General features: G+C 51.2%; 23 protein-coding genes. 21 read left to right on the forward strand and 2 right to left on the reverse strand.

The window, feature by feature from the left end; all coding sequences use genetic code 11:
• Window positions 1–54: 54 nt before the first annotated feature.
• From KI379_RS11975 to KI379_RS12035, 13 genes are all read left to right on the forward strand, one after another.
• Window positions 55–510, forward strand: a complete 456-nt coding sequence (locus tag KI379_RS11975) for a MarR family winged helix-turn-helix transcriptional regulator (RefSeq protein WP_145133775.1) — start codon at window positions 55–57, stop codon at window positions 508–510.
• A gap of 41 nt (window positions 511–551) precedes the next feature.
• The gene (locus KI379_RS11980; RefSeq protein ID WP_076165892.1) at window positions 552–1,724 is read left to right on the forward strand and encodes an amidohydrolase; all 1,173 of its coding nucleotides are present in this window, start codon (window positions 552–554) and stop codon (window positions 1,722–1,724) included.
• A gap of 188 nt (window positions 1,725–1,912) precedes the next feature.
• On the forward strand, window positions 1,913–2,590 hold the full coding sequence (locus KI379_RS11985; RefSeq protein ID WP_076165889.1) for an ABC transporter ATP-binding protein: 678 nt from the start codon (window positions 1,913–1,915) through the stop codon (window positions 2,588–2,590).
• Window positions 2,581–3,336 carry an ABC transporter permease gene (locus tag KI379_RS11990; protein ID WP_076165886.1) on the forward strand — a complete coding sequence of 252 codons (756 nt, stop codon included), beginning with the start codon at window positions 2,581–2,583 and terminating at the stop codon, window positions 3,334–3,336. Before KI379_RS11985 ends, KI379_RS11990 begins: the two co-directional genes overlap by 10 nt.
• Window positions 3,337–3,550: 214 nt before the next feature.
• Window positions 3,551–4,162: a C40 family peptidase gene (locus KI379_RS11995; RefSeq protein WP_212983688.1), complete on the forward strand. Its 612-nt coding sequence runs from the start codon at window positions 3,551–3,553 to the stop codon at window positions 4,160–4,162.
• Between the two features lie 201 nt (window positions 4,163–4,363).
• Window positions 4,364–5,041 carry a response regulator transcription factor gene (locus KI379_RS12000; protein WP_145133766.1) on the forward strand — a complete coding sequence of 226 codons (678 nt, stop codon included), beginning with the start codon at window positions 4,364–4,366 and terminating at the stop codon, window positions 5,039–5,041.
• A complete protein-coding gene (locus KI379_RS12005) occupies window positions 5,038–6,444 on the forward strand; it encodes a HAMP domain-containing sensor histidine kinase (RefSeq protein WP_212983689.1) in 1,407 nt (468 codons plus the stop codon). Before KI379_RS12000 ends, KI379_RS12005 begins: the two co-directional genes overlap by 4 nt.
• A 105-nt stretch (window positions 6,445–6,549) precedes the next feature.
• Window positions 6,550–7,173: an undecaprenyl-diphosphatase gene (locus KI379_RS12010; RefSeq protein WP_244879267.1), complete on the forward strand. Its 624-nt coding sequence runs from the start codon at window positions 6,550–6,552 to the stop codon at window positions 7,171–7,173.
• 124 nt (window positions 7,174–7,297) lie between these two features.
• The gene (locus tag KI379_RS12015) at window positions 7,298–8,095 is read left to right on the forward strand and encodes an alkaline phosphatase family protein (protein WP_212983690.1); all 798 of its coding nucleotides are present in this window, start codon (window positions 7,298–7,300) and stop codon (window positions 8,093–8,095) included.
• A gap of 47 nt (window positions 8,096–8,142) precedes the next feature.
• Window positions 8,143–8,319 (forward strand): hypothetical protein, encoded by a 177-nt coding sequence (locus KI379_RS12020; protein WP_179231966.1) that lies wholly within the window; start codon window positions 8,143–8,145, stop codon window positions 8,317–8,319.
• Window positions 8,320–8,401: 82 nt separating this feature from the next.
• Window positions 8,402–9,568, forward strand: coding sequence for an MGDG synthase family glycosyltransferase (locus KI379_RS12025; RefSeq protein ID WP_212983691.1), 1,167 nt, complete (start codon window positions 8,402–8,404; stop codon window positions 9,566–9,568).
• Between the two features lie 12 nt (window positions 9,569–9,580).
• Window positions 9,581–10,228 carry a TVP38/TMEM64 family protein gene (locus KI379_RS12030; RefSeq protein ID WP_212983692.1) on the forward strand — a complete coding sequence of 216 codons (648 nt, stop codon included), beginning with the start codon at window positions 9,581–9,583 and terminating at the stop codon, window positions 10,226–10,228.
• Between the two features lie 327 nt (window positions 10,229–10,555).
• Window positions 10,556–11,875 carry a bifunctional DedA family/phosphatase PAP2 family protein gene (locus KI379_RS12035; protein ID WP_212983693.1) on the forward strand — a complete coding sequence of 440 codons (1,320 nt, stop codon included), beginning with the start codon at window positions 10,556–10,558 and terminating at the stop codon, window positions 11,873–11,875.
• Window positions 11,876–11,884: 9 nt separating this feature from the next.
• Here the strand turns inward: KI379_RS12035 and KI379_RS12040 are convergent, their stop codons facing one another.
• The gene (locus tag KI379_RS12040) at window positions 11,885–12,313 is read right to left on the reverse strand and encodes an EamA family transporter (protein WP_089547203.1); all 429 of its coding nucleotides are present in this window, start codon (window positions 12,311–12,313) and stop codon (window positions 11,885–11,887) included.
• Between the two features lie 186 nt (window positions 12,314–12,499).
• Between KI379_RS12040 and KI379_RS12045 the strand changes: the two genes are divergently transcribed.
• From KI379_RS12045 to KI379_RS12075, 7 genes are all read left to right on the forward strand, one after another.
• Entirely contained in the window at window positions 12,500–15,322 is a 2,823-nt protein-coding gene (locus KI379_RS12045; protein ID WP_212983694.1) for a DEAD/DEAH box helicase family protein, read from the forward strand.
• A gap of 136 nt (window positions 15,323–15,458) precedes the next feature.
• Window positions 15,459–17,051, forward strand: a complete 1,593-nt coding sequence (locus KI379_RS12050) for a copper amine oxidase N-terminal domain-containing protein (RefSeq protein ID WP_212983695.1) — start codon at window positions 15,459–15,461, stop codon at window positions 17,049–17,051.
• A 188-nt stretch (window positions 17,052–17,239) separates the two neighbouring features.
• Complete coding sequence (locus KI379_RS12055; RefSeq protein WP_212983696.1) at window positions 17,240–18,016, forward strand: NUDIX hydrolase; 777 nt, start codon at window positions 17,240–17,242, stop codon at window positions 18,014–18,016.
• Between the two features lie 89 nt (window positions 18,017–18,105).
• Window positions 18,106–19,593: a nicotinate phosphoribosyltransferase gene (locus tag KI379_RS12060; RefSeq protein WP_212983697.1), complete on the forward strand. Its 1,488-nt coding sequence runs from the start codon at window positions 18,106–18,108 to the stop codon at window positions 19,591–19,593.
• 10 nt (window positions 19,594–19,603) lie between these two features.
• On the forward strand, window positions 19,604–20,218 hold the full coding sequence (nadD, locus tag KI379_RS12065) for a nicotinate (nicotinamide) nucleotide adenylyltransferase (protein WP_076165843.1): 615 nt from the start codon (window positions 19,604–19,606) through the stop codon (window positions 20,216–20,218).
• A gap of 15 nt (window positions 20,219–20,233) precedes the next feature.
• Window positions 20,234–21,052, forward strand: coding sequence for an ammonia-dependent NAD(+) synthetase (gene nadE / locus KI379_RS12070; RefSeq protein ID WP_076165839.1), 819 nt, complete (start codon window positions 20,234–20,236; stop codon window positions 21,050–21,052).
• Window positions 21,053–21,164: 112 nt separating this feature from the next.
• Window positions 21,165–22,007 carry a nucleotidyltransferase domain-containing protein gene (locus tag KI379_RS12075; protein ID WP_212983698.1) on the forward strand — a complete coding sequence of 281 codons (843 nt, stop codon included), beginning with the start codon at window positions 21,165–21,167 and terminating at the stop codon, window positions 22,005–22,007.
• 93 nt (window positions 22,008–22,100) lie between these two features.
• On the opposite strand, the gene KI379_RS12080 is transcribed toward KI379_RS12075, so the two are convergent.
• A complete protein-coding gene (locus KI379_RS12080) occupies window positions 22,101–22,694 on the reverse strand; it encodes an NADPH-dependent FMN reductase (protein ID WP_076165832.1) in 594 nt (197 codons plus the stop codon).
• Between the two features lie 236 nt (window positions 22,695–22,930).
• Here KI379_RS12080 and KI379_RS12085 point away from each other — a divergent pair, with 236 nt between their 5' ends.
• Complete coding sequence (locus KI379_RS12085) at window positions 22,931–23,473, forward strand: hypothetical protein (RefSeq protein ID WP_212983699.1); 543 nt, start codon at window positions 22,931–22,933, stop codon at window positions 23,471–23,473.
• The last annotated feature ends 25 nt before the right edge of the window (window positions 23,474–23,498 follow it).

The following is a 23,498-nucleotide window of genomic DNA, read 5'->3' on the forward strand; positions in this document are numbered from 1 at the left end:
ATAAGATGAGGTGAATGTTTCTGACGAACACAACAATTTAGAGGAGCGTTTGTATTGGATCAGTTTCATATTCAAGTGGACCTGGCCTTGGGACGGATGTTTGAAATTTATAATCTCCTGAATAAAAAACCAAAAGAATATGTGTCCGGCATGCTGCTGTATTATTCGGAAATCCATATGATTGAAGCCATTGGAAGGCATCAGGACTCCAATCTGACGGAGCTTGCCGGCATATTGAACATCACCAAGGGAACCGCCTCCAAGACGATCGCCAAATTGGGCTCAAAGGGACTCATCTGCAAGTTCCAGCGGGAGGATAACAAGAAAGAGGTCCATTTCCGGCTGACGGAGCTTGGACAGCTTGCATTCGAAGGCCATTACCGGTATCACGAGTCCCGAAGCTCGGATATCGACCGGGACTTCGACAGTTATTCCCCGGACGAGCAGAAGCTGATATTGCACTTTATTGAGCGCTATACCGAAGAATTAAGCCGGTACCTTGAAGAATGACAATGTATACTACATCATCGGAGTTAGAAGGAGGAATTCGTATGGCCAATCCCGGTATAACGAATACCGGTTCCGCTGCGAAGCTGCAGGAACGCTTGGTGGACATCCGCCGCAATCTGCATCTGGAACCCGAATTATCCAATGAAGAGTTCGAAACGACGCGCAAAATCAAAGCGTGGCTGAAGGAAGCCAATATTGAAATTCTGGATTTACCCAACCTTAAGACGGGGGTCATCGCCCAAATCGGCACTGGCAGGGAACCGATCATGGCCTTGCGGGCGGATATCGACGCGCTGCCGATCGATGAAGAGACGGACGTTCCGTTCCGATCCAAGTTTGCAGGAAAAATGCATGCTTGCGGCCACGATTTTCATACAACCGTCGCCTTGGGAGCCGCCTATCTGTTGAAGGAAAAGGAGCAAGAGCTTCAAGGAACCGTACGGATCATTTTCCAGCCGGCCGAAGAAACTGGACACGGAGCTAAAGACGTGGTGGACTCCGGTGGGTTGGAGGGCGTATCGGCGATCTTCGGCCTTCACAATTCGCCGGAGCTTGCGGTAGGGGAACTGGGCACATGCGAAGGCGCCATCACCGCCGGCGTTGACCGGTTCGAAATCGTCATTAACGGAATCGGTGCCCATGCGGCAACGCCTGAGAAAGGGACCGATGCGATCGTCGCCGCCTCCCAAATCATCCTGGCTCTGCAAACGATCACCAGCCGCCGGGTCAGTGCACTCGATGCCGTCGTGGTCAGCGTCACCCGAATCTCTGGTGGGAACACATGGAACGTCCTTCCTGGGACAGTGGAGCTCGAAGGAACGGTAAGAACGCTCGATGTGGAGGTTCAGAAACGCATTCCGGACACGATCCGGCAAATTATTGACGGAATCGGAGCATCGGCAGGGGTGTCGGCCGAGCTGAAATGGTATCCCGGACCGCTAGCCACGATCAACGACGCATATTGGGCCAAGTTCGCCAGCGATGCGGCGGAGGAATCCGGCTATGTCACCAAAGTGCTTGGACCAAGCATGGGAGGGGAGGATTTCTCCTACTATCTCCAGCACATCCCAGGCGCATTTGTATATGTAGGGTCTAACTCGCCCTATGCGCTGCATCATCCGAAGTTTAATCCGGAAGAGGACGCGCTGCTCCCGGCTGCGGAATATTACAGCCATCTGGCGGTACGCTGCCTCAACGAATTGAATACTCGATAAGCCGCGATCTTCGCGGCTTTTTTATTTCCCGGTTTGTTCCATTTGCTTCTGCATGCTCGATTTGCTCACGACAACTAGGCAAATGAGTGAAGACCGATCGATCCTTAAGCCATGACAAGCCGACTGCGAATGTTTAAAATGGATGGTAATCGACGATAGTAAGCCACACGCAGAGGAGATTTATATGAATGATCGATAACATCTTGTCATTTACGAATTTAAGCAAAACGATATCCTCGGTCTCTAATCAAATCATTTTTTCGAAAATCGCCGGCACCGTCCCCGCAGGGGAGAAAATTGTATTCGTCGGGCCGTCCGGCCAAGGCAAAAGCACCCTGCTGCGCATTCTTGGCCTGCTCGATGAAGCGGACAGCGGGGAAATGCTTCTGCTCGGAAAGCCACTGCATGAGTGGAATCCACAAGCCTGGCGGATGAACGTCTGCTACGTCAGTCAAACGCCCGTCATGCTTGAGGGTTCCATCGAAGATAATCTGCGTACGGTGAGCAGGCTGCATCATACGGAATATGATCCAGCCTATGCGGCTCATCTGATGTCAAGCGTTGGGCTTGGAGATATGGGCTTGTCCAAAGAAGCTTCCACCCTTTCGGGCGGTGAAAAGCAGCGGGTGGCTCTAGTGCGGTCCTTATTGCTGCGCCCCAAGCTTTTGCTGCTGGATGAGATCACTTCCTCGCTCGATGATGTCAGTAAATATGCGGTTGAGCGTTTGATTACGGACATCAATCGGCAGGAGGGAACGGGCTATGCCTGGATATCCCATGATCGCGACCAAGCGGCACGGATCGGGGAAAGGGTATGGTCGCTCTCCAATGGGACTTTGTCCGAGGGAGGAATATCATGTCTTTGATCGCACTGGCTTCTACGCTTGTATTTATTGCGGTATCCGTCGGCATATCCATATGGCAAAAGCTCGGACTGGAACGGGATATTCTATATGGAACGATTCGCTCCGCGATACAGCTGCTCGCTGTCGGGTTTGTTCTTCAATACATATTTGGCACACACCATTTCCTGCTTGTTGCCTTCATCCTGGTCATTATGATTGCGGTAGCTACCTGGAATGCGGGCAAGCGCGGAAAAGGGCTCAAGCGCATCTATTTGTACGTTGGTTTGACCATTACGATTACGGAAGTTGTGACGATGGGGTTGCTGCTCGCTCTAAGCATTATCCCGCTCACAGCGCGTTATGTTATCCCGATCAGCGGCATGACCATCGGCAACGCCATGGTCGTGTCCAGTTTGTTTTTGAACCAAATGAAGCGGGAAGCGGTGACCTCGAGGGGAGAAGTGGAAACGCTGCTGTCCCTCGGCGCGAGCCCGCGGCAGGCGATCCATCGCATGCTGAACCGCTCGGCGCGTTCCAGCATGATCCCGACGATCGACGGGATGAAGACCGTCGGGCTCGTCCAACTGCCCGGCATGATGACGGGCATGATCGTGGCCGGCGCCAGTCCGCTGGAGGCGGTCCGTTATCAAATTTTGATCATGTTTGCGTTCGCTTCGTCGGCGGCGCTCACCAGCATTTTGCTGGCATTGATGAGCTATCGGTTATGGTTCGGTAAGCTGGGCCAATTTATGCGTTCGGATACATAAGTCGTTGCTATGTTGATTTGGATCCTATAAAAGGTGATAGCAAGCGGTACTTTGTTTCTACTTTGCAGGCATGGGCTTGGATAAAATTGCTTGAGGAGGATATTGGACATTCTCATCATTTTTTAATTTCTATCGCCTATAACTGTTTGTGAAAGGTAAAGCACTAATCCGCATGAATTTCACTTATCCAATACGACTTCTAGGGAGGGTCTTTATGAACAACAACACGAACCTCAACAGAAAGAGCCGTATCGTCAAAACTTTTATGGGAATCGGCGTGTGCCTCTCCGTTGCTTTTTCCGGAAGCATGCTGCTGCCGGCCCATCCGGTTCACGCAGCCTCGGTATCTGACAGCTCCGTGGCGGATCGGGTCATCGCGACAGGCAAACAATTTCTAGGCGTTCGTTATCAGTTTGGGGCACCATCCGGCCGAACGGATGGATTCGATTGTTCTTCATTCACGCAATATGTGTTCAAGCAAAACGGCATCGATCTGCCACGCTCATCAAGAGAGCAATCGCAGGTAGGCACGCCGGTGTCCAAGGATCAATTACAGCCAGGGGACTTGGTTTTCTCTGATACGAATCATGACGGCGACATCAATCACGTTAGCATTTATATAGGCAACGGACAACTGCTGCATACCTACAGAGTTGGTATTGGCGTGACGGTGTCCGATTTTGCAGGAAGCACCTGGGATCATACCTTTGTAACCGCTCGTCGCGTCATTTCCGACAATGGACAGGCTTCCGGCGGGCAGACAGCAAGCAGTCAGGCTTCGAATGAACAGAGTAGTAACGGACAAAATGCAGGCAGCCAAAAATAAAAAGCATTCAAGGCAGGGTCTCTTGTGAGGCTCTGCTTTTTGTATACAGAAAATGTTAGGAAGGATTATCATTTGTTTACAATTCCAAGGTATGATCAAACTAGTACTGATTGTTGATGGCAACAGTGCCTATCTTCTCATCATTTTCTCATGAAATTCCAATATACTTGTCTTCGCAGCAGTAACCTGGAGGAGATATCAATGAAACGGATACTTATTATAGAAGACGAAAAGAGCTTGGTGCGTTTCATCCAGCTCGAACTCGAGCATGAGCAATTCTTTGTGAAGGCCGCCTATGACGGATCCAGTGGACTTCAGCTCGCTTTGGCGGAGGAATGGGATATGATCCTGCTGGACATCATGCTGCCTCATTTGGACGGAGTAGAGGTGTGCCGCAGGCTCCGGAATGCGAAAAGTACCCCGGTCATCATGCTCACGGCGAGAGACGGTCTCGAAGACCGGGTGCAGGGCCTTGACAGCGGTGCCGATGACTATATCGCCAAACCTTTTGACATCGAGGAGCTTCTGGCCCGCATGCGCGCGATTTTCCGCAGGATTGAGCTTCAGGATCAACCGAACCGGGCAGTTCTGACATTCAGGGACATCACGGTGGATCTGGATGCCAGAGTAGCTACCCGGGGCGGTACCCCCATCGAGCTGACGAAGCGTGAATTCGATCTGTTGGCCGTGTTTATGAAGCATCCAAACCTGGTCCAGACCAGGGATATGCTGCTGGACTTGGTATGGGGCTACGATTCGCAGGTGGAGACGAATGTGGTTGATGTGTATGTCCGGTATTTGCGAAATAAATTAGATTCTGCCGGAGAAGAAAGCGTCATCCAAACCGTACGCGGCATGGGATACGTGATGCGGACATGAGGCGAATAACTGATTGGCTCAAGCGGCTGCCTGTCATATGGAAGCTGATGATTGGCGCTACACTGCTCATTTTTCTGCTGTTCGCTACGTACAATTTTGCCCAGTATCTGGTATTGAAGCACTGGATGCTGAAGCAGGAACGGGACGCGCTTCACGTCATGATGTCGCAGGTCCAGGGCTATTTGCAGGAACAGCAGGCAACGAAGGAATCATTGGAATCACCGGAAGCGAGCTCTTTCATTCGCAATATTCTCGGTAAAAATCAAATGATCCGCCTGATTGACGATAAAGGGGCGAATCTGCTGCTCGTCACGAACCATTTTAATCCGAAGTGGATCACCCCGCTTCCGAGTACGACCAGCTCATTGCAGGATGCGTGGCATGGAGAGGATCACATTCTCATTTACCGGACACCCTTTGCGATCAAGAACGAATCGGGAACGGTCGAAATGGCGACGAATCTCGAAACTTTCGACCATTTTAACGCGACGCTGCTGTGGGTCATGGTCATCGGGGGCTTTCTGGCCGTATGCATCAGCGCTGCCAGCGGCTGGGCGATCGCGAAACAGTTTTTGCGGCCGGTTAAGGCGCTTGCTGTTACCATCCAAAATGTGAAGCAAAACGGGCTTCAGGAACGCGTCGGAAACATCGGAAACGGGGATGAATTATCACAGTTGGCCAGCCTGTTCAACGAGCTGATGGACCAACTGGAAGTGTCATTCCGCCAGCAAAAGCAGTTCGTGGACGATGCTTCGCATGAGCTGCGCACGCCCATCACCATTCTGGAAGGTCACTTGAACATGCTGAACCGATGGGGGAAAAAGGATCCGGCCATCCTGGAGGAGTCGCTGAATGCGTCCCTTCAGGAAGTCCGAAGGCTGAAGGGGCTCGTACAAGGGCTCCTGGCACTGTCCAGGTCAGATTCAGCGGCATTGACCGATCATATCGAACGGATTCGGATCGAACCGTTTATGGCCCAAACCATTCAGCGGATGGAGGATTTGTATCCGGAATTCGCTTTTCGTATGAAAGCAGAGGGTACCGGTAAAATGTTGAGGATCAACCCGCTTCACCTGGAGCAGATGCTGTTGATCGTCATTGAAAATGCAGTCAAGTATTCAGCGGAACATAAAGAAATCGACATTCGCTGCTATGAAGAAAACAAACGGGTATGCATATCGATTCAAGATTATGGAATCGGCATACCGACGGCCGAGATCCAGCATGTTTTCGACCGGTTTTACCGCGTGGACCGGGCCCGCAGCAGGGAGATTGGAGGAACGGGCCTGGGCCTTGCGATCGCCAAAAATCTCATTTCGCATTATCAAGGCGAGATCGTCATGACGAGCGTCGAAGACGAAGGAACACGGGTAACCTTGTCGTTCCCGGCGGTATCCTCCTAAGCCGATGCCATTGATGGGTTGATTCTCATTAAATTTTCATATTCCTGCGTTAAGCTGATCTCTACGGATCGTTATCAGATCAGAACAAGCAGAAGGAGTATGAGAATGAGTATGGGCCAAATCGATTATCAACTATTTCATGTCATTAACGAGTGGGGAAGATCCGTTTCCTCCCTGAATCCTGTTATGCGTATCCTGGCTGAACGAGCGTTTTATTTGTTTTTTGCCGGTCTGCTGGTTTATTGGTTCACCCGTAAGGAGAGCAACCGGAGAATGGTGGTGGAGTCCGTCGTCTCCGCTGCCATCGGGCTTGGAATCAGTTGGGTGATCGGCCACATATTTTACCGGAACCGTCCGTTTGTCGCCCATTCGGTGCTCCAGTTGATCCCGCATCCTGCTAATGCATCATTTCCAAGTGATCACTCTATTGGAACATTTGCCATTGCCGCGATTTTCGTGATATATCGCCGAAGCGAAGGGGTCATCTGGCTGATCTTGGCTGCGTGTATTGCGTTCTCCAGGGTATGGACGGGTGTACATTATCCGTTCGACGTATTGGGTGGGGCGTTGATCGGTATCATTGTTGCAGCAGGCGTGCACCATCTTGCGGCACGCTTCACGTTCGTATCCCGTTCATTTAAAGCGGGTCTCGGATGGTATGAAAAATACGAATCAAAGATTTTGCCCCGGCATGTGAACAAAGAAGATCAACTGCCAGCAGGGAAGTGAAATGTTAATGCATATGCGTAAATTTTCAATACTGTTTGTTCTCCTCAGTATTTTGTGTTCTTGTGCCGGGCCCAAGGGAACTGGGCAAGCGGAGGCTGGGGAAAGAGTATCAAAGCCCCAGACGATGAAACCCGTTGGCCAAAATGCAGCTCAAAGCGGAAAAACGGCAAAGGTTCCCGATCATGTCGTCATCGTCGTGGAGGAGAACCATTCCCGCCAAAACATCATCGGGAATCGGGCGGCACCCTATATGAACAGCCTGACTAAGCAAGGGGCGTATTTCACCGAATCGTATGCCAATGCTCATCCAAGCCAGCCGAATTATTTAATCCTGTTTTCCGGGTCCGATCAAGGCGTTCACAATGATTCCTGCGGACATACGTTTACCGTGCCCAATCTGGCAAGCGAGCTGTTCAAACACAAGTTTACTTTTGCCGGATACTCCGAAGATCTTCCTTCCGTCGGATCGACCGTGTGCACCAACAAGTCGTACGGAAGAAAGCATAGTCCCTGGGTGAACTTTACGAACATTCCGAAATCGGCAAACCGGAGATTCACAGATTTCCCGGCTGATTACACCCAGCTTCCGACCGTTTCCTTTGTGATCCCTAACCTGGATCATGATATGCATGACGGAACGATCCAGTCGGCAGACAAGTGGCTTAAACAGAACATGGGCCCTTATGTCGAATGGGCGAAAAGCCACAACAGCGTCCTGATTTTAACCTGGGACGAAGACGATTACGGCAGCCGGAATCATATCCCGACGATCATCGTGGGGGATCATATTCGTCAAGCCGTATTTGATCAGAACATCACCCATTTAAATGTCCTGCGGACAATGGAAGACCTGTACGGTTTGTCACATCTTGGCCGTACATCGGGCAGCGAACCGATCCGAAATCTGTGGAAACCGTCCTAAATGAAATTGAAGCCATGGAATTTGAATATAGATGGGGAGTGAGAGGCATGTATGAGAAGCTTCAGGATATGGATTTGTTTTTGCAGTCCATGCATGAGTTGGAAACACGTATCCGCCATATGATTCAACGGTCCGGCCTTTCCGAGAAAGAGCAGCAGTTTATTTTGGACCATATATTGGTCATCCCCGGCAAGGATTTTTCGTATCAGCGTAACTACGGTTAACTCTTGGCAGATCATCCTGACCGGATCAGGCATCAACTTGTGTCGCCTGGCAATCCGATGAGACCAAAGGGAGGGAACAAGCATGTCTAACCGTCGCCCGCGTATTTTGATTTTGACAGCCGGCTTTGGAGACGGCCATCTTCAAGTATCTTCGGCGTTATTGCACTATTTTCATGCGCAGCAGGTCAACCAGGTGCAAATCATTGACCTCATGAAGGAAGCTCATCCGGTAATCAATTCCTTGTTCTCGAAAGTGTATCAAATGAGCACATTTACGTCCCAATTGGGCTTCGATTATTATGGCTGGAGCTATTACATGACCCGAGATTCCAATCCATCCGGGCCGGTGATGCGGTACCTGAACGGACTCGTGAAAGGCAAAATGCTGGAGACGATCAGCCGTTTCCGGCCCGATGCGATCATCAATACATTCCCTTTCGGCGTCATTTCGGAGCGAGAATGCGTTCACGCCGCGCGTACGTTTACGGTCATTACCGATTATGCCCTGCATTCCCGCTGGATTCATCCGGATACGTTCGCGTATTACGTGGCTACTAACGAGATTAAGAACCAAATGGTCCAAAACTATGACGCCGCAGCGGAGAAAATCAGCGTTACGGGTATCCCTGTGAGGCCCCAATTCTATACAGCAGCCGTTGAAGCCCCGCTGCGCCGTGCTGCACAAGGAGCGGCCAAGGGGAAACGTATTTTGATTATGGCAGGCACATTTACGGTGTTCCAGCAGCTGGTGGAGCTCATTCATTTGCTGGTTGACCAGGAAGTTTGCGAAATTACAGTCGTATGCGGACGCAAACAGCAAGCCTATGAAAAATTGACGACACTGTTTTCGGGTCAGCTGCAGGTGAATATTGTTGGATACGTCAAAAACATTCATGATCTGATGGCCGCGTCCTCCTGCATCGTAACGAAGGCTGGAGGCATAACTTTGTCCGAAGCCGTCATTCTGAAGCTGCCGATTTTTATTCTGAGTCCGTATGGCGGTCAGGAGAGGGAAAACGCCCGCTATTTTAAAACCAACGGCATGGCCCAGATTTCATCCAATGTCCGCCAGCTCGCGGAGCAGCTTCGGGATTTTCTCGGGGCGCCGACGACAGCCGATCGGATCCGCGGAAAAATGGCAGAATTTCATAAAGGAGCGGCAGGCGAGCTGATCGTGAACGATATTTTGAAGACGCTGCAAAACTATCAAGATGCAAACCATGATTATGAGCTGATGCTTCGTCCCTAAACGATGAAGCATATGATGAAATGGATTGGAATGCTGCTCCTGACCGCCTTTGCGATATATACCGTTTATGTGCTGCAAACAGGGGATGCGGAATCAATTGTCGCGTGGATACGCCACTATCGTTTCATTGGCTTCGTCGCTGTGTTTCTGTTTCAAACCCTGCTAAATATGCTTCCGCTGCCAGGCGAAATCACCGCCGTGATGGTTCTGGAAGTCTACGGGCCATATTGGGGAGGTCTCTGCTTGTGGACTTCAGGGATCATCGGAGCTTTTGGGGGATATTGGCTTGCCTGGTCGTTCTCTTCTTATTTTGCAGGTACGCGGTTTGAACCGTATCTTGCCAAAATGGAGGATTGGCTGAGAGCCAGTGAATTTAAAGGCCTTCTGATCGCACGGTTCGTTCCATTTATCCCCTATCATGCCGTCAACTATGCCGCCGGGCTTTTAAAGGTTAACCTATTTCGTTACATGCTGACGACGGCGATCGGTGTGTTTCCGCATACTGTGGCTATGAGCGCACTGTACGCCGGTGTACGGAAAGGTTCACTGCTCTGGGCTGTGATCGGCTGCATGGTCTTCATGATCCTTGCCGGTTTGTCATGGTATGTAAAGAAGCGGACGTCCGGTAAGTCCCGAAAAAGCAGGGTGACGGCGGAGTAATGTAGACAAGAAGAGAGCAGCCAAGAAACGGTTGCCGTTAATTGGGATCCATGCAAAATAACTTGGCGTTTCATAGGATGACAGGTAACTCCAACCAAGCCCGGCGGATTTCTCGTTGGGGTTGGTTATTTCGGCTTGGAGCCTTCGGTTTGACAAGAAGATAAAGTCTTTTTACACGGCGTATTATTCAAGACCGGATCAGCGCATGTTAAAAGCGTGAAATGAAGGGGAAATATAAAGAAGGTAGCTATTATAAAGCCGATTATGTAAAAGTTATACGACTATATAAGTTACAGCGGTTATGTGTAGAGGGAGCTGGAAGTACGTATGCTGACGAATTTGCTGGAGCACTATGGTTACGCATTGATCTATCTATTTTTGTGCCTGGAAATGCTTGCTCTGCCTCTTCCCGGTGAAATGATGATGAGCTATACCGGTTTGTTTGTGTATGAAGGGAAACTGAACTGGCTGCTGAGCATGGCGTCGGCCGGAGCCGGCGTCTTGACCGGCGTGACTTTATCTTATTGGATCGGGTACCGGCTGGGACGCCCATTTATTTCGCGCCATGGCAGCAAGGTCCATCTCACCGAAGAGAGGATGGATCAAATTACGGGCTGGTTTGAGCGCTACGGGGACAAGCTTCTGTTTGCCGCATATTTTATACCGGGGGTCCGTCATATTACCGGCTACTTTTGCGGCGTAACGCGTATGCCCTTCCGGCGTTATGCGCTATTTGCCTATACCGGCGCGCTTTTCTGGGTAGGCCTGTTCATTTCGCTTGGTAAAGTGCTCGGCCCGAAATGGGAAGCCTATCACTCTACGGTCAATCGTTACATGGTTATTTTCGGGATCGGTTCGGCACTGGTCACAGCGGCTATTTATGTCTACCGCAAGTATAAACATCAAGTGATCGAGCGATTGATGGATTTGCTGGCAAGCGGCGTGCGGCACTTTCAGTCGTTCGGAAAGGTCCGTCTATTGCTGCTGTCCTCGTTTGCCGCATTTGTATTGTTTTTTTCGTTAATGCTCGGCGTCATTCAAGATTTTTTGTCGCATGAGTACGGACAATTCGACCAAATTGCCTCTTATTTAGTATCGGTTCTGTTCGGTCCAGAGTGGGCGGGCTGGATGCACGTATTTGCGAGGTTCGGGACTTTGGATTTGTATGGGCCGGTTCTATGCCTGACAGGCTTGTGGATCGTTCTGCACAGCCGGGACCGCAGGCTGGACTTGACGTTCCTGGTATGGGTCGTGGCCGGCGGAGAGCTCTTGGACAGGGCGCTTCGCCTGTTGTTCCATCGTCCTGGCCCGGTGGCAGCTGGCGTGCAGCTGTTCAATACTTTTCCGAGTGAGGAGACGTTAGTTACACTGACGGTATGCGGTTTTTCGGCCTTTTTACTGCTGCGGCATTATCACTTCCGTTACGTCCGGATCCCCATCGTTTTGGCGGTGATCCTGATCTGTTTGGCCGTCGGGATCAGCCGGGTTTATTTTCACGTGCAGTTCCCAAGCGATGTGTTTGCCGGATACATTTTTGGCGGTGTCTGGGTCAGTCTGCATGTGATGCTGCTGGAAATTATGCGCAAATTCAAGGAGTCGGAACTCGGCACGGCTCCAGGAAAAGGCAGTGGCAGCAAAGATGCTTAATCCGTGTGGTTATTTCACGGCAACCAGCAGTGCGCCGATCGCGATCAGCACGACGCCGGCCGAGTTCAGCCAGGATATTTTTTCGCCGAGGAACAGAAAGGCCAGAATGACGGCGATCACCACACTTAACTTGTCGATGGGGCCTACCTGCGACACCTTGCCGTACTTGAGGGCCAAAAAATAGAACAGCCACGACGTTGCACCTGCCACTCCGCTGAGCACGATGAAGCTGAGTGCTTTTTTTTGTGCCAAAATGCTTCCCAGTTGGCCGAACTTTCCCTGTACGGCAATGACGCCGAGCAGAAATAAGGCCATAATGACGGCCCGGATCGCCGTGGCGGCGTTGGCATCGATGTTTTGCAGACCGATTTTCCCGAAAATGGACACCAGCGCAGCCGCCGCGGCTGAAAGCAGCGCGTAAATAAGCCATGCAGCCATAAGCATCCCCCTTTTTTCATAAATGACTTTTCAACGGCGGCAAAGATTCCCTATTATAGTATTGTTCATCACGGGCTCAAATCATGAATGATTTTACAAAATATCCATTCCCCGAATCCCTGGCACGTTTTTCGGCGTAAAGAGGGGTATGGACGAAAGGAAATAGATGAAAAGAGGTGAACTGCCATGGAGAATCAGACCAAGCATTTTCCTGACCATATCAAATTTAGCTATCCGTGGCGTTCCTATCAAAAGCGGATACTGGACCGGTTGGACGAGCATTTGCGCAATCGGCACCTGCATCTTGTTGCGCCTCCCGGATCCGGCAAAACCGTTCTGGGCCTGGAAGTCATGCTGCGCATCAACCGGCCGACGATCATTTTGGCACCGACCTTGACGATCAAGGAGCAGTGGGCAAACCGCTTCATGGAGCTTTTTTTGGATACAGACATACGCCCGGACTGGTTGTCGACTTCCATTCATCATCCGGCCATGGTCACAATTACAACATATCAGGCCTTACATACCGTTCTTACTGCCGCCGGGAAAAAGGATGAGGAGCAGGGAGACAAGCAGTCTACTGTTCTACGTGACCACGGTATGAAAACTGCGGTCGATGATACGGAAGATGCTGCGACTGATCATGGATCGGCTCCGGAGGAGCAGGAGATTCCAGAAGACACGGATGAGGCGGAAAAGGAAGACGAGGTGGGCCAGCCTTCAGCAGCGATAGAGATCATTGAAAAGCTGAAGAAGCTGGGACTGCACACCGTCATTTTTGATGAAGCCCATCATTTGCGCGTGTCCTGGTGGAGGAGCGCGGTTCAGCTGTGCGGCCTGCTGGAGCGGCCGACCAAAATTGCGCTGACAGCAACGCCGCCGTATGACGTGAATCCGAACGAATGGCAGCGGTATATCGAGCTGTGCGGGCCGATTGATGAGGAGATCAGCGTGCCGGAGCTTGTCCGTCATGGCGAATTATGCCCGCATCAGGATTACATCATGCTGACCCCGCCTGAGGAGAAGGAAGCGGCGCAGCTCCGCGAGTTTCGCATGCATGCGGCCAGGCTGCGGGGCGAGCTCATCCGGGACAAGTTCATAACCGAGCTGATCGCCGGCCACCCTTGGATCACGAACGCGGAATCCCATATGGAAGAGATATTATCTTCCCCTGGTTATTACTCCAGCATGGTCATTTTCTTACGGGCGGCGAATCAGCCAGTGTGGCGCGATGCGGTCAAGCTGCTGGGGCTCAAAGAAGCAGATACGCCAAATCTAAGCGACGAATGGCTGGAGGAGCTGTTGAGCGGGGTATTGTTTAAAGATGCCCATGTGGATTCAGATCGGCCTGAGCTGAAGGAACTTCGCAGACGGCTCAGCCAACTCGGCATGATTGAGCGGCGCAAGCTGTACTTGCGGTCCACTCCGGCACTGGACAAAATGCTGATTCACAGCGTTTCGAAGCTGAAGCAAATCGGGCATATCCTCGATTTTGAGAGATCGGTCCTTGGCGAAGGCCTGCGAATGGTCATCCTGACCGATTATATCCGGAAGGAAGACATGCCTAAGCAAGCGGGGGATGAACAGCCGATTCAACGCCTCGGGGTGGTCCCGATTTTCGAAACCATCCGCAGACGGCTTAAAGAAAAAGAACCGAGTGGTCGAGAGCTCCCCATCGGCGTTCTGACCGGCTCCCTTGTGATCCTGCCAGTCGCTGCGGCGGCATGGGTGCGGGAGACGGCCGGTCAGCGCGGTATTACGCTCACGGAGCGGCCGCTCGCCCACGATTCCGACTACGTGACGATCGATGTGCGCGATTCGAATCGTTCCGTTATCGTCGAATGGGTCACAGAGCTCTTTGACCAAGGCGGTGTCCGCGTACTCGTTGGTACGGCTGCGCTGCTGGGCGAAGGATGGGATGCGCCGAGGATCAATTCGATGATCATGGCCTCCTACGTAGGCTCATTTATGCTGTCCAATCAGATGCGGGGCCGTGCGATCCGTTCGCAGCGCGGAAATCCGGACAAAACTGGGGCGATCTGGCATTTGGCCTGCGTCGATACGGAGCTTGCGGATGGTGGAGAAGATATGGCGTCTCTTACCAGACGTTTCCGCTCGTTGGTGGGCTTGTCCATTACAAAAGAGACGATCGAATCCGGCATGGAGCGAATGGGATTGGGGCAGGGACAGTTAGCGGTAAGGGATATTGAGCAGTACAACGCACAAACATTGGAGAGGGCAAAGGAGCGGCATTTGCTTAAGGAGCGCTGGGCATCAGCTGTCGCCCTGCAGGGTTCGATGACCGAGGAGTTGAAGGCGGAAGGCAAGAGCGTTCCAAGGCCGGTGGTTTATCCCTATACGATCAAAGCAGTTCTTATTTTTGCGCTGGTGCTCGGTTTGGAGACCTTTTTTGATGCGGCCTCATCGCCTCAAATGCTGCATTCGGATGCACCGGGATGGTTCAAATTCAGCATCGCAGCCGTCTTGGCGGCCGTCTGTGCCAGTCCCTGGATCTACAAGGCTGCAAAAATGACGATCAAGCACCAGTCGCTGGATCGAAGTATTCGCGAAGTCGGATTAGCCGTATACACCGTGCTGTATGAAATGAAGCTGGTCCAACCCGCTCCGAGCATTCATCTGATCGGTACCCAGGAGGAAGGAGGTACCTTCGTATGCTGGCTGAGGGATGGGAGTACGCATGAAAAGACGCTGTTTCTGAATGCTCTGCAGCAGCTGCTCGATCCGATCGATAATCCCCGCTATTTAGTCTATCGCACATCGCGGCGGTGGTTTGGCCAGTCGCATGATTATCATGCCGTCCCGGAGGAGATCGGACGCCGCAAGGACATTGCCGAGCGTTTTGCCGTTCTGTGGCGCAAGCATATCGGACCGGCTGAGCTGGTCTATACCCGGACTCCCGAGGGTCGCAAGAAGCTGCTTGATGCGAGAGCGAAGTCCCTGACGGCGATGTTTGTCCGCAAATCCGAGCGGGTCAGCGCTTGGCGGTAAGGCGAGAACCATCACATGCGGCACTGTAGCTGGTGAATTATTTGCGAGGAAATTTCTCAGGGCAGCAACCAACAGCTGATTTCCGGCGTTTATTGATTAGGCACTCATTCTTTTTATAACGGGAGGATCCTATCTGATGCGCTTCAAACTACGATGGAATTCATTTCTGCCGGCTGCTTTTCTGGCCGCCGCTGCTGCATTTGCAATTACACTGCCTGTTAGCGCCGACAATTCCGCGTCAACCAAAGCGGCGGCCAATACTGGCATTAACTTGACGATGAACGGTAAAGCTGCAAATCCGAAAACACCCCCTTTCCTGGACAAAGGTACGGTTTATCTGCCGGTCCGGGATATGGGAGATGTGCTCGGTACCCTGGTCTCTTGGAACGTTCAGGCCAAAACGGTAACCATGAGGTATCCAAAGCTCACCGTGAAACTGCCTTTTGGCTCGAAAAGCGCTAGCGTCAATGGACAGCTTGTCGCCCTGTCCTCGCCACTTCGAATGGTCGACGGGCGGGTGTATGCTCCACTGCGCTTTTTCTCCGAGGCTATGGGAACGGAAGTGAAGTGGGATAAGGCTACGCAAACCGTACATATGATGAAGTCGGACGATTACCTGAGATTAACGCCCTATGCGATTTGGTTGAATCAGGTTACCCATGACCTGTATCTAACCAAAGATGAACAAACTGATGTAACCTCGATCGGTAAACTGGATGCTGAATTTAAAGGGACCGTTACGACCGATGGAGCGGTTCGAAATGGGAAAAATACGGTGCTAACCTTTGTGGACAAGTACGCGAACCCTGAGCCCCATTATGATGTCTACGCCCTACTTATCCGCAATAACCGAATCGTCGAGCAGAAGCATGCGGCTTATGACCGCCGGTACGAACCGAATACGTCATACTATCAGGTATATGATCCCAAAGGCTGGATCGAATATACGGTGCTGACGGACGGAAAGATCGTGTGGTTATATAACGACGAAGGGAAAATCGTTGCCACGCATGATTTGCAGGAGCTGACCAAGGAGGATGATGTGTTCGGCGTTCAGTTTGTTGGAGCGGATTATCTAGTCGTCCGGCCGGGCCGCACGGGATTGCTGACGCTGGTCGATCTGAAGGATAACACGACCACAGTACTCGCCGACAAGCTTTTAACGGGAAAAGATTTGGCATACGCCCGTAACAACCAGACGCCGTATCCTGGAGATACGCTGAGCTTCGCCGGGGATATGGGGCATGGAATTGTAGATTTTGCTTATCTCAGTCCGTTCCAAAAGAACGCCAGCTCCGAGCGGTTAACTTATGAACGGCCTTCTTATGCCGAAGAACGGAAGGCACTGCCTAAAGAACGCAGCTTTCAGGAGATGGCCGCTTCATGTGCCGTCGACACCGTAAAGTCTGTTCATATGCAGGATGGGGACCTCATTTACAAACCTCTGATTGGAGCGAACAAGAAGGATCAGGAGGGGATTCGTACGGTTTGCCGGATCCTTAAAAAAGTTTCCTCGGAAGGCACAGAAGTGACGCTGCCGAAGACCTTTCCAGTAACGTTTTTCCACGGCATGTCGGTAGAGTTCACTGCCGGGGATTCCGTCAGCATTTACTTGGCTGGAGGAAACAAGCTGGGCATGGGTAACCAATTAGGAGGTAAAAATATTTTTCTGGAGGATGCCGAAATGGTCAAGACTTTCGAGCGCTTAAAAGTAAGTTCCAATAATTAGGTCAGTCTTGGAACCGCCTATTTTGTCTAACTGCTTCCTGACCGAAACATTTGAACAGGCCGACGCAGAAGTCGGCTTGTTTTTTATTATTTTGGCAACATAACCCTTGACACAAAAAACCAACCCGGGTATATTATTAATTAACAAAATGTTAATTGTAAATCAAAACAGGAAAGGCGCAGGCAAATATGTCCAACGAACAAGCACTTCAGCAATACGATGTCCGAAAGTACCGCACACCTGACGGCTATACGTCCGACATCGCGGTCTTTACAATCCGTTCGGAGAAGACGGAAGCATTTAAACCGCCGGTAATGGAGCTGCAAATCATGCTCATCAAACGGAGTATGACGGACAGTGAGGGCCGCTCCAACATCGAAGCAGGGAAATGGGCGCTGCCGGGCGGCTTTGTCGAACCAACGGAATCCGCTTTTCAAACGGCGGAGCGGGAACTGAAGGAAGAGACTGGGGTCGAGCATATTCATCTGGAGCATTTTGGCGTATACGATACGCCGGGCCGGGACCCGCGTGGCTGGATCATATCGAACGCGCATTATGCGATCGTGCCCGAACACCATCTGTCCCAGAGAGCAGCCAATGATGACGCGAGCGAGGTTGAGCTGTTTCCGGTTGACGACGTCCTGTCGCTGGACTTGGCGTTTGACCATGAAGTCATCATCCAGGACGCCATTGCCGTCATCCGGCGGAAGCTGCTGGAGACGACGGCGGCCAAGGATTTTCTGCCTGAAGAGTTCACCTATTCGGAGCTGCAGAGCGTACTGCTCACCGTAACGAAAGATTCGGCGATTGCCCTGGATGCGGCTTTTGCCAGAAAGATCAAGTCCCTCCCGTTTATCCAGGAGGTGGCCGGCAAGAAGACGAGCCGAACGTCGAAGAAACCGACGCAGCTGTACCGCTTTGTGGATGCGGATATCAGCAGCTCCATATATCACAGCAAGAAGTAAATCCATTGTGCGAAAATAAAGATCTTATTTTTTTCGAAATCTGATTTAACATTTGGTTAATTGTTATTTTACAAAAGGAGGACCAACGTATGAATCAGCAACCGAATCCGGATGCCAATCTTCATGCAGATGACAGCCTTGCGCTGCATACGGATAAATATCAGATCAATATGACGCAGTCCTACTGGCAGGATGGAATTCATGAACGGCGGGCCGTGTTCGAGGTTTATTTTCGTAAAATCCCGTTTCACCACGGTTATGCCGTCTTCGCCGGACTGGAACGGGCGGTGCGCTATCTGCAGCAATTTCGTTTTACGGAATCCGATCTGTCCTACCTGAAGGAAGATGGATACAACGACGAATTTTTAAAATATCTCTCCGGGATCCGCTTCACGGGAACAGTGAAGTCAATGAGGGAGGGGGAGCTGGCGTTCGCCAATGAACCGCTGATGCGGATTGAGGCACCATTGGCGGAAGCTCAGTTAATCGAGACGGCTGTGCTGAATATCGTCAACTATCAGACTTTGATCGCGACGAAGGCTTCCCGCATGAAGCAGGTTACCGGAAACGACGTCACGATGGAATTCGGATCCAGACGGGCCCAGGAAATGGATGCGGCCATATGGGGAACGCGCGCGGCGTACATTGGAGGGTTTGATGCGACATCGAACGTGCGGGCCGGCAAGCTGTTCGGCATTCCGACGGCAGGAACGCATGCCCATGCGATGGTTCAGGCTTACAGGGATGAGTATACCGCTTTCTGTAAGTATGCAGAGTCCCACCGGGACTGCGTATTTCTTGTCGATACGTATGATACGTTGAAGTCCGGAGTACCGAACGCGATTAAGGCGGCCAAAGCGTACGGCGATCGGATCACCTTCAAAGGTATACGTTTGGATAGCGGCGATCTGGCTTATTTATCTAAAGAGGCCAGAAAAATGCTCGACGATGCCGGTTTTCCGCAAGCCCGAATTTATGCCTCCAACGATCTCGATGAACAGACGATCATGAGCCTAAAAGCCCAGGGGGCGCAGATCGATGTGTGGGGTGTCGGAACCAAGCTCATTACCGCTTACGATCAGCCCGCACTGGGAGCCGTTTACAAGCTGATTTCCATTGAGAATGAAACTGGTGATATGGTCGACACCATTAAAATCAGCTCGAATCCCGAAAAGATTACAACCCCGGGCAGAAAGCGGGTTTATCGCATCATCAACCGGAACAACGGCAAATCGGAAGGCGATTATATTGCGCTGGAGCATGAAGAACCACAGAAAGAGGAGCGTCTTAAAATGTTTCATCCGGTGCATACGTATATTGCCAAGTTCGTGACCGGTTTTGAGGCAAGGGAGCTCCATCATCTGGTTTTTGACAGCGGAGAGCTGGTGTATGAACTGCCAGACTTGAAAGACATCAGAGCGTTTGCGCGTGATAACCTACAGGTGCTTTGGGAGGAATACCAGCGGATCTTGAATCCGGCAGAGTATCCGGTGAACCTGAGCCAGGCATGCTGGGATAACAAAATGAGGCTGATCGACGAAATTCAGCGGGACATCCAGCGGCAGCTGCAGCCTTAAGGAGGGGAACATGGCGAAAATCGGAATATACGGATCCTCGTTCGATCCTATTACCAACGTGCATCTGTGGACGGCCAGCACCGTGGCCCACCGCTGCCGGCTGGACCGGGTGATCTTCCTGCCCTGTTCAAGCAAAAGGCCGGATAAATCGCTGCATGCCAGCGACGAGCACCGGTGGAACATGATTCAACTTGCGATAGATGGCAATGATAAATTTGTCGCTGACGATTATGAAATGAAGCAAGCAGGATGGGAAATTGCCACCTATCTGACGCTGAAGCATTACAAGGAGGCTTTCCCGGACGACGACATTTATTTTATTATGGGTGCGGATCTGCTGCTTGATATCGGGGAAGGGAAATGGAAAAAATCCGAGGAGCTCATCCAGGAAAACAAGTTCATCGTGATGGCTCGGGACGGGATCAACATGCTGGCGGCCATCAGCAAATCGCCGATTCTGCGGAATGCCGACGACGGACAGACGTTTCATTTGATCGACAAAGGGCTCGCGATGGAAATCAGCTCGACGTATATCCGGGATGAATTTCAACGAGGCGGTGAGCCGCGTTATCTGGTTCCCGACAACTGCTATGCTTATATGTGCCAACATAAACTGTACCGATAGAAGGGAGTCATTGATATGAAAAACCAACAACAAATTATTCAAGAACTTCATGTAAAGCCTGAAATTAAGCCGGAGGAGGAAATTCGCAGACGAATCGGTTTCCTCAAGGATTACTGCAAAAAGGCAGGGGCCAAAGGGTTCGTGCTTGGCATCAGCGGCGGGCAGGACTCGACCCTGGCAGGACGCCTTGCCCAGCTTGCGGTCCAGGAGCTGCGTTCGGAAGGATATGAGGCCAAATTTTACGCGGTTCGGCTCCCTTTCGGCATTCAGAAGGATGAGGACGATGCGCAGAAGGCGCTGGATTTTATCAAGCCGGACGAGAGCTATGATTTCAACATTATGAATGCCGTCAACGCTTTTGCCCTTACGTATTCTGAAACTACAGGAAACGGGCTTCCCGATTACCATAAAGGAAACGTCAAAGCGAGAATGCGGATGATCGCCCAGTACGCCATCGCCGGTGAGCGGCAGTGTTTGGTGATCGGGACGGACCATGCCGCCGAAGCGCTCACCGGATTTTTCACGAAATTCGGTGACGGAGGAGCGGATATTCTGCCGCTGACGGGGCTGACCAAAGAGCAGGGCCGTCAGCTGCTTAAAGCTTTGGACGCCGAAGCGAGGTTGTATCTGAAGACGCCTACGGCCGATCTGCTGGACAACAAGCCGCAGCAGCCGGATGAAACCGAGCTGGGCATGGAATACGAAGTGATCGACCAGTATTTGACCGGGCAGCAGGTTGACCCGCAGGAACAGCTCAAGATTGAGCAGCGTTATGACCGTTCGCAGCATAAACGTGAGCTTCCCGTGACTCCTTTTGATGAATGGTGGAAATAAGGCAAGGCGCCGGCTTTAGCCGGTGCTTTTTTACGTTAAATCGTTTTCTACCGTAAATCCGGTTTGTGCGGCTGCTATAATAAATGAAAAGAGTCGAATGAGGTGAGCCGGCATGGATATTCAGTCCATAATCCATCGAATAACACAGGATCTTGGTCAGGTTGATGGGGTCAGGGCCATCGTACTTGGTGGTTCCAGAGCCAGAGGGACGCATCATCCCGGATCCGATATCGATATCGGCATCTATTATGATTCAAGGGAAGGATTGGACATCAAAGAACTCCGTCGGATCGCTGCTGTCCTCGATGATGACGGCCGAACGGACCTGATCACGGAGATTGGCGGATGGGGACCTTGGATCAATGGCGGGGGCTGGCTGCACGTCGAACAAATCCCCGTTGATTTTTTGTACCGCGATATCCGCAAAGTCTCCATGGTGATAGAAGAATGCCTCGAGGGAAACGTCACGATTGATTATCAGCCAGGCCATCCTCACGGCTTTATTAACGCCATTTACATGGCGGAAGTCGCGTTGTGCCAAGTGCTATGGGATCCTGCGGACATCATTACCGCACTGAAGTCCAAAACGTCGCCTTTCCCAGCCGTATATCGGCAAGCGGTCATCGGCAAGTTTTTGTGGGAAGCCGAATTTTCGCTTGACATCGGGATGAAAGGGGTCGCCAAGAAAGACATCTCTTATGTGAGCGGATGCTGCTTCAGGTCGATATCCTGCTTGAACCAGGTGCTGTTCGCCATAAATCATCAGTATTGCATGAACGAAAAGGGAGCGACAGCCATCGCCGACGCTTTCGAAATCGTACCGCCAGCCTATGCAGAGCGGGTCCATCAAATATTCACCTTGGTATCGGCAAATGCTGGACGGTTACAGGAGGCGCTTGATATTCTGCGCAAGCTGGTGCAGGAAACTAATAGGCTGGTCACCGCGGGGGATTGAAGCAAGTGAGGGAAAGCAAGCATGCAGGAAAATATCAAAAAAGCTGCCGGGAATTCGGCAGCTTTTTTGCATGTATTTGGATTGACTATACAATTATCTTAAAGTCTTGAGAGCTCCGCTCCAAGCTACGACTTGATCCAGCATCGCATTGACATTGTCCAGATGAAGGGCTTGCGGTTTAAAGACCGATCCGTTTTCAAAATCGGTGAACAGAGACAGCGTTGGATGAACGCGAACGTCGGCAACCAACAGTTCTCCCAGGATACCGCGGAGATGTTCCGCTGCGCGGGCGCCACCGGTAGAGCCGTAGCTCACGATGCCTGCTGCCTTGTTGTTCCACGCTTCACGGGCGAAGTCAATCGCATTTTTCAGCGCGCCGGTAATGCTGTGGTTGTATTCCTGAACGATGAACACGAAGCCGTCCAGTTCTCCGAGCTTCTGGTTCCAGGCAGCGATGCCAGGTTCGGATCCGTCTGTAGTTCCGAGGAAAGGCAGATTATAATCGCTGATATCCACGATTTCGTAGTTAGCGTCACCGCGTTGGTCGGCAATCTCTTTGATCCATTGTCCCACTTGCGGGCTTACCCGGCCTTGACGCGTGCTTCCCAAAATAATACCGATGTTCAATTTGCTCATTGTAACTTCCTCCTTGGCTGCTGTGCCAAATAATTTTTTGAAAAACGACATGTTTGCACCACCTGAACCATCTATGATGTATTTGGATTATGAACCGACTGCAGTCTGAATTCATCAGTAAGTTACTTAACGTAAGTTATTATATTTTTTAAATTTAATATTGTCAACATAAAAACTTTATTTAAGTAACTAAGGTGCTAACCTCAGGAAAAAGGAAGCATGTACTGCGGCGTAGAAGTAAATAAAAGCAGACAAGTAAGATAGAGAGCGAAAGGTGAGGTCATACGATGAAGGCTAATACCGATATTCAAATTCCGGACGTTCCATGGCATCGGTTGACGACGGCCTATGGGAGAGGCACGGACATTCCCCGGTTCATTAAAGAAAAACAGTACGCTTCCCTAGCGGGATTGATCGAACATCAAGGGACCTTGTGGCAGGTGACCCCATGGACCATTCTTGAACTGATGGAGAAACTAAGAACAGAGGAACCGGTACAGGTTTCCATCGAAGAGATCGATTTATTCCTTGCTGTAGCTTCTGCATTAGCAGATCAGGATATTCAAGAAGTGGGCTCGATAAAATCCTTGAAAGAGCTGCTGGATGACAAGTACCTCTGGCCCGAGCAAGAAGACGGAGACGAGGAGGAGTGGGAGGAAGAAGAACCTCGCGGCTACGAGCCGGATCCTTTTTACGGATATTATTATTTCAGCGGTGTGCTGCTAAAACAGGGTGAAGCGGAGTTCATCCGGATCATGAACGGAAACGAGGACCTTGCTCCCAGGATCAGAGAGCTGTTGGCTTTGCTTAAGCATATCACCGCTGAATGAAATTTAGCTACAATTATCGTTAGGC

This window comes from Paenibacillus cineris (assembly GCF_018333335.1).
GTDB classification, from domain to species: domain Bacteria; phylum Bacillota; class Bacilli; order Paenibacillales; family Paenibacillaceae; genus Paenibacillus_AQ; species Paenibacillus_AQ favisporus.